This is a genomic window from Dietzia sp. WMMA184 (genome assembly GCF_002441635.1).
GTDB lineage: Bacteria > Actinomycetota > Actinomycetes > Mycobacteriales > Mycobacteriaceae > Dietzia > Dietzia kunjamensis.
Genome location: NZ_NXEI01000001.1, coordinates 2,491,983 through 2,507,234 on the forward strand (window position 1 = coordinate 2,491,983; position 15,252 = coordinate 2,507,234).

At 63.4% G+C, this 15,252-nt stretch carries 12 protein-coding genes and 4 pseudogenes; 9 read left to right on the forward strand and 7 right to left on the reverse strand.

The genetic code is table 11. From position 1 onward, the window contains the following. Positions 1-92: 92 nt before the first annotated feature. On the forward strand, positions 93-617 hold the full coding sequence (locus CK206_RS11400; RefSeq protein ID WP_017836045.1) for a PaaI family thioesterase: 525 nt from the start codon (positions 93-95) through the stop codon (positions 615-617). 149 nt (positions 618-766) lie between these two features. Here the strand turns inward: CK206_RS11400 and CK206_RS11405 are convergent, their stop codons facing one another. Continuing rightward, the gene (locus CK206_RS11405) at positions 767-1,768 is read right to left on the reverse strand and encodes an AraC family transcriptional regulator (RefSeq protein ID WP_063972868.1); all 1,002 of its coding nucleotides are present in this window, start codon (positions 1,766-1,768) and stop codon (positions 767-769) included. 117 nt (positions 1,769-1,885) lie between these two features. Between CK206_RS11405 and CK206_RS11410 the strand changes: the two genes are divergently transcribed. The 4 genes from CK206_RS11410 to CK206_RS11425 all read left to right on the forward strand — a co-directional run bounded on the left by CK206_RS11410 (position 1,886) and on the right by CK206_RS11425 (position 6,034). After that, positions 1,886-2,206, forward strand: a complete 321-nt coding sequence (locus tag CK206_RS11410; RefSeq protein ID WP_063972867.1) for a 2Fe-2S iron-sulfur cluster-binding protein — start codon at positions 1,886-1,888, stop codon at positions 2,204-2,206. An 88-nt stretch (positions 2,207-2,294) separates the two neighbouring features. Continuing rightward, positions 2,295-3,635 (forward strand): cytochrome P450, encoded by a 1,341-nt coding sequence (locus CK206_RS11415; RefSeq protein WP_371607091.1) that lies wholly within the window; start codon positions 2,295-2,297, stop codon positions 3,633-3,635. Beyond that, positions 3,632-4,852: an NAD(P)/FAD-dependent oxidoreductase gene (locus tag CK206_RS11420; protein ID WP_096906469.1), complete on the forward strand. Its 1,221-nt coding sequence runs from the start codon at positions 3,632-3,634 to the stop codon at positions 4,850-4,852. The genes CK206_RS11415 and CK206_RS11420 overlap by 4 nt, the downstream gene beginning before the upstream one ends. Before the next feature lie 120 nt (positions 4,853-4,972). Beyond that, on the forward strand, positions 4,973-6,034 hold the full coding sequence (locus CK206_RS11425) for a BtrH N-terminal domain-containing protein (protein WP_007633702.1): 1,062 nt from the start codon (positions 4,973-4,975) through the stop codon (positions 6,032-6,034). Positions 6,035-6,178: 144 nt separating this feature from the next. Here CK206_RS11425 and CK206_RS11430 read toward each other — a convergent pair. Beyond that, positions 6,179-7,580 (reverse strand): annotated as a pseudogene (locus CK206_RS11430) (IS1380 family transposase). Between the two features lie 291 nt (positions 7,581-7,871). Beyond that, positions 7,872-8,558, reverse strand: a complete 687-nt coding sequence (locus CK206_RS11435; protein WP_096906470.1) for a TetR/AcrR family transcriptional regulator — start codon at positions 8,556-8,558, stop codon at positions 7,872-7,874. A 118-nt stretch (positions 8,559-8,676) separates the two neighbouring features. Here CK206_RS11435 and CK206_RS11440 point away from each other — a divergent pair, with 118 nt between their 5' ends. Beyond that, the gene (locus tag CK206_RS11440; RefSeq protein WP_096906471.1) at positions 8,677-10,254 is read left to right on the forward strand and encodes an MFS transporter; all 1,578 of its coding nucleotides are present in this window, start codon (positions 8,677-8,679) and stop codon (positions 10,252-10,254) included. A gap of 144 nt (positions 10,255-10,398) precedes the next feature. Here CK206_RS11440 and CK206_RS11445 read toward each other — a convergent pair whose 3' ends face one another. From CK206_RS11445 to CK206_RS20390, 3 genes are all read right to left on the reverse strand, one after another. Next, positions 10,399-10,881: a hypothetical protein gene (locus tag CK206_RS11445; RefSeq protein WP_096906472.1), complete on the reverse strand. Its 483-nt coding sequence runs from the start codon at positions 10,879-10,881 to the stop codon at positions 10,399-10,401. A 120-nt stretch (positions 10,882-11,001) separates the two neighbouring features. Further along, positions 11,002-11,514 (reverse strand): ATP-binding protein, encoded by a 513-nt coding sequence (locus CK206_RS20385; RefSeq protein ID WP_326493482.1) that lies wholly within the window; start codon positions 11,512-11,514, stop codon positions 11,002-11,004. Then, on the reverse strand, positions 11,471-11,761 hold the full coding sequence (locus tag CK206_RS20390) for an ATP-binding protein (protein WP_254050561.1): 291 nt from the start codon (positions 11,759-11,761) through the stop codon (positions 11,471-11,473). Before CK206_RS20390 ends, CK206_RS20385 begins: the two co-directional genes overlap by 44 nt. Positions 11,762-12,238: 477 nt before the next feature. Here CK206_RS20390 and CK206_RS11460 point away from each other — a divergent pair. From CK206_RS11460 to CK206_RS11470, 3 genes and pseudogenes are all read left to right on the forward strand, one after another. Next, positions 12,239-12,568 (forward strand): annotated as a pseudogene (locus CK206_RS11460) (IS21 family transposase); the annotation flags it as partial. Positions 12,569-12,738: 170 nt separating this feature from the next. Then, a pseudogene (istA, locus tag CK206_RS11465) lies at positions 12,739-13,498 on the forward strand (IS21 family transposase); the annotation flags it as partial. 139 nt (positions 13,499-13,637) lie between these two features. After that, positions 13,638-14,882, forward strand: a complete 1,245-nt coding sequence (locus tag CK206_RS11470) for a tyrosine-type recombinase/integrase (RefSeq protein ID WP_159981131.1) — start codon at positions 13,638-13,640, stop codon at positions 14,880-14,882. Positions 14,883-14,985: 103 nt separating this feature from the next. Here CK206_RS11470 and CK206_RS11475 read toward each other — a convergent pair. Next, positions 14,986-15,213 (reverse strand): annotated as a pseudogene (locus CK206_RS11475) (integrase core domain-containing protein); the annotation flags it as partial. Positions 15,214-15,252: the final 39 nt, after the last annotated feature.

Sequence of the window (15,252 nt, forward strand, 5' to 3'; positions counted from 1 at the left end):
ACGGGTCGGACGTGCGGGTGTCGGCGATATCTCCGTCGCCACAAGCCGAGGTATCGCACCCAGTACAACTTCATCGACAGGAAGGTCTGGACATGGACACATTTCGCGACAAGGCCGGCGAGCCGATAGGTACCGATATCGACAACTGGGTGGCCTCGTTCACGCGCATGGAATCCGGTTCCTCCGAGCTTCCTCCCCACCACCCCAACTGCCTTGGCTGTGGACCAGAGAACCCGAATGGTCACTTCCTCTCGGTACGGCGTGACGGAGACGGCGTCGTCGCACACCACCAGTTCGACCAGCGCCACGTCGGGGCACCGGGCATTGCACACGGCGGCGCGGTAGCGACCGTGATTGACGACCTCTTCGGCTTCTTGCTGTATTCGGTCGGCGAGCTCGCCGTGACGCGCCGTCTCGAGCTCGAGTATCTTGCGCCAGCACTACTCGACACCCCGTACATCCTGCGCGCTGCAGTTCGGTCTCGCGATGGCCGGAAATTGGACCTCAAGTCCACGATGGAGGATGCAGAGGGCCGCACTGTTATTACTGCCACTGCCCTGTTCATCGTGGTCGAGGTTGAACACTTTTTGCAGTCACAGAGAAACTCGAGGGCTTAGGCCAAACTCACCGCCGCGAGCACCAGGCCCGAATACGTCGAGGGTGTCGGCGGAGCCTGAAGCTATTGAACGCCACGCCCAAAGAAAGGGCGAAGCTGAAGGCACCGTGCATTGCCAGTTGCCCTGTACGAGTCAACCAAGTGGCAGCGCTACCTACGACGGAACCCCGTCGGCGGGTGGCCGGTCCAGTGCTTGAAAGCGTGTGAAAAGCTGGCGAGGTCGCTATATCCGAGGTCCGTGGCGATCTCGCTCGCGGACACAGATCCGTCCAGTAAACGAAGAATCGCGTACTCACGAATGACCGACTGGCGCAGTCCGCGATAGGTCATCCCTTCCTCAGAGAGGCGCCGCTTAAGTGTGCTCGTAGAGATGGAGAGTTCGTCTGCAATCCACTGACTTCCACAATCTGCGGGACGCTTCTCTATCAGACGTCTCACCTTGTCCGAATACGAGGCGATTTTACTCCGCTCGTCGAGCCTTCGCTGCAAGTCACTGATAGCGAGTCGATACGCCACGGGATCAGAGAACCGGCAGACGTGATTGACCGCGTCAACGGGAAAATGCAGAATGGACAGTGAAGCGTCAAATACCAGGCGACCAGCTAACCAATCCTGATCCACGGGCAGACCTTCCGGAGCGGGCCAACCCAGTGAGAGTGTGATGTCTGGTGCATCGCCAACGAGTATATTCAGCAGCCTCAGCAGGACCGCACCACAGTAGGTGACCACTAGGGAGTCTAGGACTCGATCGCCCGTCTGCCCATTGAGCGCGACAGACACTCCGTGTCCACCTGCGTAGAACTGCGCACTCAGGGCTGGGGTTATTAGCGGCAGGTAGGCAAGCAATTCCAATATCTCGCCTGCGGAACCTGCGCTTACTAGTGGGACGCTTAATGGTCCGAAGGACGTCAGATGAGCATGCTGGGCGAACGCCAAACCGAGGGTCGTTGCTTGGTCAACGTCGAGGTCGGGCAAGGCTTCCCTGATCCACCGCAGGGGAACTTGGGCGTTGATGGCGAGAAGTGACTCGACGTCGCTTCGCTCACGATCCATGATCTCGCGAAACCGTGCAACGGCGTCTTGCTCCAGAACTGGGCTCTCAAGTAACTGCGCGAACACGAGCGGTGGCACGCCCTCGCGATCAAGATTCATCGCCCCGCCTTCTGAGCCAAATTAACAAGCTTCTGCCCTCAATTAACCTAGCCGCAGTCGTCGTTGTTAGCAATGCTGTGAGCAGCTATTACCCGAACAACCATGCAGGAGCCAGCGATGACAGTCGTAACCTTCGTCTCACATGAGGGAGAGGAGCACGTGGTGCCCTTGGAGGAGGGGCAGTCACTCATGCGGATCGCCGTCAACAACGCGGTGCCCGGAATCGACGCCGATTGCGGAGGCGAAGCCGCGTGCGGCACGTGTCATGTCATCGTTGATCCGCAATGGTCCGACGTGGTGGGCCTCTCGGGAGCAAGTGAAGAAGAGATGCTCTCAATGAACCCCGAACGGCTGCCGACCTCCCGACTGTCGTGCCAGATGACCGCGTCCGCGGATTGGGACGGCCTTACCGTCCAGGTGCCAGAGTTCCAGATGTAACGACGTTCCAGATGTAACGACGAAAGACAAGGTGAGACACGTGAAGGTTTCCGATACGATCGGCGACAAGGTTCAGTCGGCCATCCCGATGGATCTGCAGATCCGGGGCGCCCATCTGTACGACAGGACTCGGCGCTGGGTGACAAGGACGAATGGGAAGAAGCTCTTCGTAGAGAAGCCCATCCCCCCCGTCGAGGACGTCGAACTCGCCGACATCGACCTCAGTAATCCCTTTCTCTATCGGCAAGGACGCTGGCAGTCCTACTATGAGCGCCTGCGAAACGAGGCTCCGGTCCACTTTCAGCCCAACAGTGCGTTCGGGCCGTTCTGGTCAGTGACCCGACATGAAGACATCATCGCGGTCGATAAGAACCATGAGGTCTTCTCCGCCGAGCCGATGATAGTGATCGGGGCCCCGCCTCGTTTTCTCGATATCGAGATGTTCATCGCGATGGACCCACCGCGCCACGACGTGCAGCGAGCAGCTGTGCAGGGGGTGGTGGCGCCGAAGAACCTGCGCGAGATGGAGACGCTCATTCGGTCTCGGGTTCGCGAGGTACTAGACGACTTGCCGGTGAATCAGCCGTTCGATTGGGTCCAGGCTGTATCGATCGAACTGACAGCTCGCATGCTCGCGACGCTCTTGGACTTCCCCTACGAGGAACGTCGCAAACTCGTGTACTGGTCAGATATTGCAACTTCGTTCGAGGAAGCGAACGGTGGTCCTGCGGACCTCGACGAGACGTTCGACGGAATACGCGAGATGGCGAGCGGTCTGAGTTCTCTGTGGTACGACAAGAAGGCTCGGTTAGCAGAGGGGGAGGAACCCGGTTTCGACCTGGTCACCATGCTGCAGAGCAACGAGAACACCAAGGATCTGATCGACCGTCCGATGGAGTTCATGGGCAATCTCGTACTGTTGATCGTCGGAGGGAACGATACGACCCGGAACTCGATGAGTGGTGGCGTTCTGGCGCTGAACCGGTTCCCAGACCAGTTCGAAAAGCTCAAGTCCAACCCTGACCTGATCCCCAACATGGTCTCCGAGATAATCCGGTGGCAAACGCCGCTGGCCTACATGCGCCGAATCGCCAAGACTGACACTATCTTGAACGGTCAGTTCATCCGTAAGGGTGACAAGGTCGTGATGTGGTACGCCTCAGGCAACCGCGACGAGCGTGTGTTCGAGCGGCCCGATGACTTCATCATCGACCGGGCCAACGTCCGCAACCACATCTCCTTCGGGTTCGGCGTACACCGGTGCATGGGCAACCGACTGGCCGAAATGCAGCTGCGGATCCTCTGGGAAGAGCTGCTCCCCCGCTTCGAGAACATCGAGGTCGTCGGCGAACCCGAGTACGTGCAGTCCAACTTCGTGCGGGGTATCAGCAAGATGATGGTGCGCCTCACCCCGAAATCCGGCACATGACATCGCAGCGAGCCCTCATCATCGGTGCCAGCCATGCCGGAGCCCAACTCGCGGCGAGCCTACGGCAGGACGGGTGGAGCGGTGAGATCGTCCTCATCGGCGAGGAGCCCACGGTGCCCTACCAGCGCCCGCCACTGTCGAAGGCGTATCTCGCCGGGAAAACCACCCTCGACGAGATCACCATCCGCAGTTCGGACTTCTACTCCAAGCAGCGAATCCAGCTTCTCAACGCGCACGTGGAGGCGATCGACGGCTCGGCTGGGCACATCGTTATGAGCACCGGCGACACACTGACATACGACAAGCTCGCGCTGTGCACGGGAGCCCGCCCTCGTCAGCTCCGCGTTCCTGGGGCCGATCTCGCCGGGGTCCATTACCTTCGGACCGCCGCAGACGTCGAGAAGATCCGCACGTCCGCCACCCCCGGGCGGCGGGTGGTGATCGTCGGGGGCGGCTACATCGGACTTGAGACGGCCGCCTCACTACGGGCACTGGACCTGGACGTCACCGTGCTCGAGGCGACCACTCGCGTCCTCGAGCGGGTCACTGCTCCCGACGTATCAACGTTCTTCGAGCGGATCCACCGAGAGGAGGGCATCGATATCCGAACGGGCGCCAAAGTCGCAGCATTAGTCGGAGACGACTGCGTCCGGGAGGTCACACTATCTACTGGCGAGTCGATTCCGACTGATCTGGTCATCGTGGGTATCGGTGTTGAACCGAGAACAGAACTCGCCGAGGCGGCGGGCTTGACCCTGAACGATGGTGTGGTGATCGACGAGCACGCCCGAACCAGTGACCCAGCCATCGTTGCCGCCGGAGACTGTGCCAGCAAGTACATCTCTCGATACGGTCGCCGAGTCCGGCTGGAGTGCGTACCCGGAGCAACCGATCAGGCGAAACTCGCCGCGGCTACCCTTTGCGGGAAGTCCAAGAGCGCAGTGTCGCTGCCCTGGTTCTGGTCAGATCAATACGATCTCAAGCTGCAGATCGCCGGTCTCAACACCGGTTACGACGAAGTCGTCCTCAGCGGTGACCCCACCCGGGACCGCGACTTCAGCTGCTTCTACCTCCGTGATGGCGAACTCCTTGCTGCAGACTGCATCAATCGTCCCCGTGATTTCATGCTCAGCAAACAGGTCATCACACAGCAGCGTCCTTTCGTCCGGACCGATTTCGCCCATACGGGTTCTCCCGATTCCTTGCGCAATGGGTAAGCCAGTCCCGAGCGAGACTCGCACGGTCAGCGGCGGAGCCTCGACGAACGGCGCTGACATCCCACTGGCGCAGCAAGAGAGCCCGGTTCGTGCCCGCCTGCCGTTCAGAAAGGAACTCTGATGACTCGCCAGACGCTCATCGAGAACTATCCACATCGGGTCGGGGGGCACTGCGGCTCAGCCGCGATGCGAGACCTCCTGCACTGGCAAGGCCTCGGCTGGGAAGGACCGCCCGATGAAGGTCTCGTCTTCACCCTCGGGGGGTCACTTGGCCTGTCCTACTTGCGCTCGAGCGACCTCTTCCCGCCGCTTTATCTGGTAGGGAGAGACTCCGATTTCGAAGTAAATCTCCCCCATCTACTGGGCGCACAGGTCCAAGTGCTCACGACCGACGATCCCCGAGAAGGATGGTCGTGGATTAGCCAGGAGGTCGATGCCGGAAGGCCAGCCCTGATATGGGGCGACATCGCGGAGTTGCCCTACCTGCGGGTTCGGCTCCAAATGAGTCGCCACGATATCGTGGTAATTGGTTACGACGAGGCGGAGAGGATCGCCTTCGTTGTTGACAACGACCGTGCCGAGGTCCAAAAGGTTCCGTTCGACGCTCTCGCTCGAGCACGGTCGTCGATGTCATTCCCACAACCGACACGTCACACCACGTACCGCATCGCCTGGCCGCATGAGTTACCAGACCTTGCGCAGGTTGCCGCAGCGGCTTTCCGTCAATCGGCAGCGAACATGCGCCACCCAACTCCGCCAGGAGTCGTTGATCTCACGACCGCGGTGAGCGGTTCCGAAGGCTTAGCAGCGGTCGCCCAGCTCGCCGCTGATGTCCGGACTTGGTCCCATCTACCGGCTGACGAACTCGAGATCCTCTTATTCAGCTTGAGCGCTTTCATCGAGAAGGCCGGCACCGGTGGCGGCCTGTTCCGAAAGCTGCTCGCTGACGGCTGCGCGGACGTGGCACGTTTGACCGGTGACCTCGCGACCGAAGATCTCGCTGTAGCCGCCAGACACTGTGCACAGACATGGACGGAGGCCGGCCGAGCCGGGATCGAGCACGAGGTCGATGTGCGTACTCGGCTGGAACGTGTGGCTTCGGCGGTTAGCCTCCTGCCCACGCTCGAGCTTCAACTGGCTGAAGCTCTGGAGTCAGCTTCGCGATCGCTTGCAGCAGCCTGACTAACCCCGCTGATTCACGGGCCGGTGTGACTGCTGCTGTCGGGTGACGGCGGGCTTGTTTTCGCGTGTGGGCGTGCGTGTGTGCCGGCTGGCGCTGCCGGTGGGCGGGTCTCCGGTGGTGCTGTCGTGGGCGGGCAGGTGAGGTCAGGCTGGTTTGGGGATCGCGGCGATCGTGTTGAACACTGCGACGATGGCGGTGGCCCACGGCCATGTTTCGGGAATCTTCACGCGCCGCCGCCGGCCACTACGGACCAGTCGGGCTGCCACGTGAAGGAAGCGGTAGCGCAGCGCTTTGGGCTCGCACAAGGCCAGAACGGCGGCCTCGCCGATGCAGGCCAGCATCCGAGTCCAGGCCACCAGGTCAGCGGCGATCATCACCGCCACCAGCCAAGCCTGGTTGACCGCGAACTCCCGCGAGGGAAGCCTGCCCAGGCCGGTGTCTTTTGCGTGACGGATCCGGTCCTCGACCCGGGCGTGAGCCCGGTGTCGGGCCTCGAGGAACTGGAGCTGGCCGGTGGCGGTGTTGGTGACAAAAGCCTGGTAGCGCCACCCGTCGATCTCCTCGAACATCGACAACTGAGCACCCGGGTGGGGCCGTTCGCGGCGCACGATGACCCGCATCCCGTCTGGCCACTTGGCCAGCATCCCGGGAGCGAGGAACCCGGTCAGCTCCGCGATGTCGGCCCCGTCGCGAATGTCCCCGTTGGGGTTGAGCGCTGGTCCCCACGCGGCTTCGGGGCAGGTCGCGATGGCCCGGCGAATCGGGGCAGTGATAGCGAAGCCGACCGAGTACTCCACCCGTCGACCACGGACGCGGTTCTGCTCGGTGATCCACTCCAGCAAGTCGTGGGAGGCGCCGGCACCGTCGGAGCGGATCAGCAGATCACGCCGATGACTGGCGGGGATCTGCGCGATTGCCTGGCCCAGGACGTCGATGTGGTCGGCAGCGGTGTTGGACCCGGCGTTGCCCGGGCGCAGGCTCCCGGCGAGAAACTCTTCTGTGTTGTCGCACCACACCCCGATCGGGTGGTACCCGAACGTGCTCTTATATGTCGGAGCTGCATGTTCCTTCTCGCTGTGCGTGACCACGATGGTGGCATCCACATCGAGCACGACCGTCGATCCCAGATCCCGCCCCGCACACGCCGATGCGGGTACTCCGCCGGGCAGGTGGGACCACACGTGCCGCCGCGTGCGAGCTCGCGCCGCCTGGATCTTCTTGCGCTTGCCGGCGGGTGACCTCATCGAGTGTGCGCCACACCGTCGGGGCCGACGCCACCGGGCCCAGGGCCCCGGATTGGTGGCGCAGGACGCCGATGTCGGAAATGGACTCGCCGCCATCGGCGAGCATCACCGCGACGTCGATCAACACCCGGCCGCGATCGTGGATCGGGATGAACCGGCGGCGAGCCATGGCCCCTGACAGCTCGGCGGTCAGACCGACCTGATCAGCCAGAAGCCGAGGCACGATGGCCCCGGCATGCGAGACCACCCCGACACCATCAGCAGTAACGGACAGACCGGCCGACCACGAAGTACGCTTCACCTACCGAGTGCTTTCTGCTGGAGAACATGGAACCTTAGACAAGTCCCAGTTTCCCCTGATCAGGAAGCACTTCGGTCTATTTTCGCCCAGCGATCCGCAGATCCCCATGAAACACCGGGGCTAATCGGGAAGTCAAAACTGGACGGTAGAAGTTCCGGCCGCACTCAGACTGCAGCGGATGGCTCGCCGCCGCTCGCACCGAAACGACCGGGCTCAAGGGTTGCCTCGCCACCTCCCCGGCGACCTCGGCGATCGAGCGGTCACACCCATCCGACAAGAAGAAGCCCCGATTTAGCGAGATCCGCCGGCGCCAGGGCGGTTCAGGTCGTGGATGGACTCGGCCGGGATGGGTTCGCCTCCCTGCTTGCGGGCAGCAAGAAAATCATCAACGAGTTGCACGCATCCGTCGTGGTCGACGGTGCAGAGCCCAGTAAGGCGAGCGAACAGGACGGGACCCAGGAGTTGAACGATCGCGAAGGTGGCGTCGACGTTGCCGAGCTGTGCTCGAACGTCAGGATGTGTGAGGATGCGGTCAAAGGGCTGCCGGTATTCCTCGATGACTCGACTACGCAGTGAGGTGATCGCGGCCGAATCGGCAGGATCGCCGCCGACTGATCCGATTGACAGCCAAGCCAGAGTCGTAATGTTCAGCGGCGCCTGGTCAATCAGGTCGGCTTGGGCCGTGAGAAGCGCGATGAGTTGGTCGCGTACCGACCCACTGGTGGCAGAGACTTCGACGCGAGGCAACACCCGCTCGAAGGTCGCCGCAAGCAACTGGGCGGTCCCGCCGAAATGCCGATAGAGCGTGGCCCGCGCAACCTTTGACATTCGAGTGACCGCCTCGACGGTAACCGCCTCTACACCGCCAGTGCTCAGGAGATGCGTGGCAGCGTCGAGCAATCGTTTTCGTGAGCGCAGCAGTCGCGGATCGAGCTGATCGTCGTCCGTAGCGGGCCGGTCAGCACTCCAGTCGTTCACGCTCTCCCCCTTCGGCCGACGGTCACTTCTCGTCCAAGCTGACCTGTCCAGCCAGCCGGATACTGTGATACTACTTGTCTCAGACCAAGACCGACCATCTCACAGCAAGGGGCGGGCGATGCACTCACCCCAACAGGCCATCACCGAGTCATCCCGGTGGACCCGAGCCGAATGGTGGATGCTCACGGTGTCGTGCCTAGCCGTGGCGTTGGTGGTCGCGGCCATGGCCGCGCTGTATTCGGCATTACCGGAGATTGCGGTAGAGACTGGAGCGACGCAAGCCCAGCTGACCTGGATCGTCGACGGCTACACGCTGGTACTGGCGTGCCTGGTCCTGCCCGCTGGAGCGATCGGTGACCGCTATGGCAGACGCGCAGTTCTCGTAATAGGCCTGGCGATATTCACCATTGCGTCCGCACTTCCCCTGCTGCTGTCTGACCCGGCCTGGTTGATCGCTGCGCGAGCGATTGCCGGGGCGGGCGCTGCGCTGGTAATGCCCTCGACGCTCTCGATTCTGACTGCTGGTTTCGCCGCCGTTCATCGCGGCCGAGCAGTAGGTGTGTGGGCTGGAGTCGCCGGCTCCGGAGCAGTGTTAGGCATCCTCGGCGCCGGGGTGTTGCTTGAGCGCTGGTCGTGGGTGTCGGTATTTGTTGGACTGACCGCAGCGGGAGCCTTACTGGCCGCGCTGGCATGCACAATCGCTGAGTCCAGCCAGCATGATCACCCTCCCGTGGACTGGGTGGGCGCGGCGGCAGCTGCAGTCGCGGTTGCGGGAATCGTATTCGCCACGATCGAGTTTCCAGCGCGGGGTTGGGCCGACCCGATCGTTCTCGCCAGCGCCGGGGCCGGCATGTTGGCGACAGCCTTTTTTATCCTGATTGAGCTGCGATCCTCGGCCCCCTTGTTGGATGTTCGGTTGTTCGCCAAGCGCGGCTTCAGCGCCGGCTCGTTGTCGGTGGCCATCCAATTCTTGGTCACTTTCGGGGTATTCCTACTCCTGGTGCAGTACCTGCAACTGATCCTGGGATATGGACCGCTGGCCTCGGCGTTGGGGTTAGCGCCGATGACGGTCCCCCTGATCGTGATCTCGGTGATCGCCCCCCGACTGTCACAGCGATTTGGACTACGAGTGATGACCGTCGCCGGTCTGGTGACCATCGCAGTTGGCCTGATGCTGGTCAGCCGGATGACCGTCGACGCACGTTACCTCGACCTGCTGTGGCCGCTGTTGATCATGAGTGCAGGGCTCGGACTATGCACAGCCCCGGCGACCTACGCGATCGTCGCCGAAACTCCGGAGAGCAAACACGGGGTCGCCGCCGCGGTCAACGATGCGGCCCGCGAGATCGGCGCTGCGATGGGGATCGCAGTGGCCGGCAGTGTGCTGGCCGCCGGATACACCCGCCACATCCAACCCGCCCTGCCTCAGTTACCCGAACCTGCCCGCGGTCCGGTCTCCGACTCCCTGGCCGCCGCCCTAGAGGTCGCCGCACAAGCCGGACCAATGGCGCAACCATTGGTCGACTACGCCAAAGAGGCATTTGTCAACGGCAGCAGTCAGGCCACACTTACGTTGGCAATCCTCACCGCCGCCGCCGCAGTCTTGCTAGCGTTCCTTGCCCCGGGCACTGCTGCGCGTGACCACAAGACCACGGCCAGTTCCACAGCACCGGCACACCGGGACAGCGTCGGATAAGTGGCCCGTCCGGCTTCCGGCTGCACTGACCCATGCCTGGAGAAGCTGCGCAAGGTCAGCAAGAACCGCGGTCACTTCCCGAGTGCAGAATCTCGGCGGTCGCGCTGCTGTGGCTAGCGATGTCCACCATCTTCAGGGCGGGGGTCAGTGGCTGATGCGTCCACGCTGTGACTGCAGGGTGGGCGGTAGCAGCCGTTCGGCGACCGCGCCGAAGACGGCTTTGTGAAGGTTGTCCACGGCCTGCTCACTCGCGGGCCAGGTCGACGGCGGCGCTCCGACTCCGGTGGCGTTTTCCACGGTTTGGTCAAATCCCAGCCGGACGGCGGTGTGCCACACGGTCGCATGAACTCCTCGGATCCCGGTGGCCGCCCACACGCCGCGAATAGCACCCAGCGCCGCGCCGGTGCTGAAGTGCATGAGGTGGTTCCACCCGTCCGGGCGGTCGTCGTCGCCAGGCTTTTGGCCCAACAGCGTGAGCAGGGCGCGCGCCGGGACGTACGAGTTCGGCCTGCCCGTGATCGCCTGTTCGGCTTTCTCGCCGATGACCATCAATCCGGCCCCTACTAAGCCGGCCACCGCTCCGGTTCCGGCCGCTCGGGCAACATGGACTGCTCGGTTCTGGGTCATACTGCTCACTCCTTCAATGCTGTGTGTTTGGGACGCCCTTCGGAAAGCGCGGTTCTGATGATCGGGTAGCGGTCGGACGGGCATCGGATAGCGGCATCTGCCCGTCCGACCGCTGGGCCGCTATGGCGTTGCCGTGGCGAGGTGTCGTCTCATGTTCGGGCCGTCGAGGGCGATGATCTCGGCGCCGGCGACGATCCGGTTGAGGATCGATTCGGCGATGACCGCGTCTTGGAGCGACTTGTACCAATCGGGCGGATCGAACTGCGAGGTCACCAGAGTCGAGCCCCGGCCTTCCCGAGCGGCAAGGATGTTGAGCAGCTCCGCCGCTGTGTGCGGAGCCACCGGCGTGGTCAGGAAGTCATCGAGAACCAGCAGGTCACAGTTGTGCAGGTCAGTGAGGAAGTCCAGCCTGCGCTGCGAGGTCGGCTCCAGAACGGCGAGCCGGTTGGCCAGGTCGTCGAGTCGGAAGAACCTCGCGGTGTAGTACTTTCGGCACGCGGCATTGAGCAGTGCCTGGACGAGGTAGGTCTTGCCCACGCTGGACTGGCCGAGCACGACGAGATTACGAGTGGCGTCGATCCATTGACAGCTACTCAGTCGTGCGATTAGCTCGCGGATGACGCCTGAGGTCAGGCAGGTAGCGGATCTCTTCTACGCAGGCGTCAGGGTTTGGCGATCTGGAGGCCTTGAGTAGTTTCTGGGTCCGGCGTTTCTGCCTGGCCGTGATCTCTTTGTCCAGGGCGTGGAAGATCTTCTCCGAGAAGGTCCACTCGTCGCAGGCGGGATCGTTGGCCAAGTCGATGACGGTCTGGCCGAACGCGGTCATCCGCAACTGGGTGAACAGTGGCATGTCGGCGTCGGTGAGATGACGATCAGTCACTGCAGCTCCTCCCGCCCCGCGGTGCCGCTGCTCGGGCTCGGGCCTCCTGTGAGGGCGGCGAGGCTGAACTGCTCGGGCCCGGCCAGATGCGCCCCGGTGGTATCTCGCCGACCCGGCGGCGGCTCCAGCCGGTCCGTCAGCCGCCACCGCCGGCTGCGTGGTGGTGGGCCGGGCGGCGGCCTGGGTCCTCAGGGCCGCCAGCTGCTGCTTGACGGCGGTGTAGCTGATCGCCCGGCGGGAGGTCTCGGAGACGAGTTGGCCACAGGCCCGCTCGAGCAGCATCTTGTTGTCCCCGCGGGCCAGGGCGAGGATGTTCTGGCACGAGCGATAGCCCTGAGCCTCGATCCGCTGGCGATCCAGTGAATATTCGTCTCACTGGGGTCCACCGGTATTGCCTCCGGGGGCCAGTTGTCGACGGCGCGTGAATACTGACCCCCGGGTGACGGGTGAAGTTTGACCCCTCCCGACCCTGGGAGGGTGATTGCAGTGGAGCAGTGGGCCGAGATACGTCGCTTGCACAACAGCGAGGGGGTTCCGATCAAGGAGATCTCGAGGAGGTTGGGTATAGCGAGGAACACGGTGAGGTCGGCGTTGGCGTCGTCGGAGCCGCCGAAGTACCCGCGGGCTCGGAAGGGATCGCTGGTCGACGCCTTTGAGCCGGAGATCCGCAAGCTCCTGGCGGAGTACCCGACGATGCCGGCCACGGTGCTCGCCGAGCGGATCGGGTGGCCGCACTCGATGACGGTCCTGAAGGACCGTGTGCGGGCGATCCGTCCGGAGTACCGCGGGGTGGACCCGGCGGACCGGATCGAGCATGAGTATTCGCTCTTCTGAGGGCCAGTCATATCGGGCCTGAGAGCCAGCGGCGGCTTGACGCGTTGGACGCCGTCGGAGCCTCCGTTATTCGCGTTCAGAGCCACCTTCTTAGGCTCCTCCCGCTGGGTGTAACGGGCACCTGGCGGAAGGAGCAGTTCCCAATGGTAAGGAAGATCAAGGCGAAACTCGTCTTGCAGTTGCGCGCCGAGGGCCTGTCGGGGCGGGCGATCGCGGCCTCGCAGCAGATCTCACGCAACAGCGTCGCTGCGGTGCTGGAGGCCGCTGATGCCGCCAAGCTCGGCTGGGACGATGTCGCAGATCTACCGGACGGCGAGGTGTACTCGCTGTTGTTCCCGGGCCGGGGTGAGCACGCGAGCGTGTTCGCCGAGCCCGACTGGGCCGAGGTGCATCGGGAGATGGCCCGGGTCGGGGTGACGATGAAGCTCTTGCACGGCGAGTACATCGACCGGTGCACGGGCTCGGGGTCCCCGGCGATGGGGTACGACCGGTTCTGTAAGCAGTACCAACAGCATGTACTGGTCGCTGGGTTGGCCTCTCGGGTCGGGCACAAGGCCGGGCAGACCGTCGAGGTGGACTGGTCTGGCCCGACGATGCAGCTGACCGACCCCGTCACTGGCGAGGCGAGGCGGGTGTATCTGTTCGTGGCGTGCCTGCCGTTCTCCCGGTACGCCTTCGTCGAACCGACATTGGACATGAAGCAGGACACCTGGCTGCGGGCCCACGTGGCGATGTTCGAGTTCTTCGGCGGGTCAGTGCCGCGCATCGCGTGCGACAACCTCGGGGACCGGCGTGATCACCCATCCCCGCGAGGGCGAGATCGTCCTCAATGACGCCTACCGGGAGATGGCCGCCCACTATTCGGCTGCGGTGCTGCCCGGCCGGGTGCGCAAGCCCAAGGATTATCCGGTGGATTCTGTTATCCCGAGTCGTGACCCTGAGGTGCTGGTCGGCGCCGGTTTTGGTGGTAGTTCCTCGGGATAACGAGATCGTCTCTACGCTTGCTCGCCTCTTTCGGTTTCTACTTGGAGGTGAGCGGGAGATGAGTGTTCTCCTGGACGATCTGATCGTGATAGCGGATGCCGCGATCAGCGGGCAGGGCTCGGCGCCCTCGACGCTGATGCAGTATCGGTGGGCGTGGTCCCAGTTCGAGTCGTTCTGCGCCACGCGCAATGACGGTGCAGCAGTGGTGACCGAGGAATCGGTTGCCGACTTCGTGGAGTTCGTGACCTGCGAGCATCAGGCGGGACGGTACAAGCCGTGGAAGTTCAAGTTGCTGCGCAAGGCGGCGTTGGTGCTGTTGGAGGTGACCAGCACCGGCTCCTACCAGTGGCGACTTTCCCGGACAACGCATCCGAACGACACGCTGAACGAGGCTCTTCGCCCGGTTCAAGAGCAGTACGAGGCCTGGTTAAAGCATCAGGGGCTCGCAGTAACCACGCAGAATCTTTACGCCACCATCTCGCGCACGACGTGGCTGCCTGAGCACGGTGCCCCAGAGATGGGCGCGCTGACACCTGCGGGCGTGGGGGCCGCGGTGGCCTATCTTGGCCAGCGCTACCGTCCGGGGAGTATGCGGACCGTCTTGTCCGCGGTTCGTGTGCTGTGTCGTTTCCTGGAAGAAACCGAGTTGCGGCCCGGGCTATCGAGGGCGGTGCCGGGTCGCTCGGCCCGTCGCACCAGCCCGGTGGGAGTCCTGAGCCCGAGTGAGATCGACACACTGGTCAACTCGACTGATCTGGATGCGTCAGCCAGGCTCCGGGATCGGGCGATGCTGCTGCTTGCGGCCAGGACGGGACTGCGCCCCGTCGATATCGTGAACCTCCGGTTGAGCGATATCGACTGGGCCAGGGCTCAGATTACGCTGACCCAGCACAAGACGGTCCAGGTCCTGACATTGCCGTTGCTGGCCGATGTGGGGGATGCGATCGCCGACTACCTGCTGCACGAGCGACCCGCCGCCGCCACGGGTGAGCAGGTGTTTCTGCGTTCGCAGGCCCCGTTCACGGCATTGGCTCCCTCGTCGGGGCTGCACTTCGCTTCTGCTCGGGCGTTCGCTCGCACCGGAGCGAGTACTTCGGGCGGTTCCGGCCGCGGGTTCCGGGTGCTGCGGGCCTCGCTTGCGACCCGGATGCTAGAAGACGGCGCCGTGCTGCCGGTGATCTCTGGGGCGTTGGGTCATCGCTCGATCGACTCGGCCAAACACTATCTGGCCGGTGACGCCCAGCGGATGCGCCAGTGCTGCCTCGACTTTTCCGGGATCGCCCCGCGAAGGACACGGTCATGAACAACCTGTTCAGCGGCCTTGCTCCCCACATTCAGGGCCTTCTGGAGATCAAGCATGGGCTGTGTCAAGGATTGTGGACAGGTCCTCGGTGATGTCGGGTGTGTCAGGCCGCCTCGGTTAGGTCCTCGGCGGCGGGATTGTGGGCGTCGGCCCATGCCTGGGCCGGGGTGCGGTAGCCCAGGCTGGAGTGCGGTCTTTGACGGTTGTAGAACACCTCGATGTACTCGGCGACGGCGAACCGTGCTCGGGCGCGGGTATGGAACACCTGCTGGTGGTACATCTCGTTTTTCAAAGTGGCGAAGAACGTCTCCGCGGCGGCGTTGTCCCAGCATTATCCGGCTAATCGGGGGCCTGATGGGCCGTTGGCCGG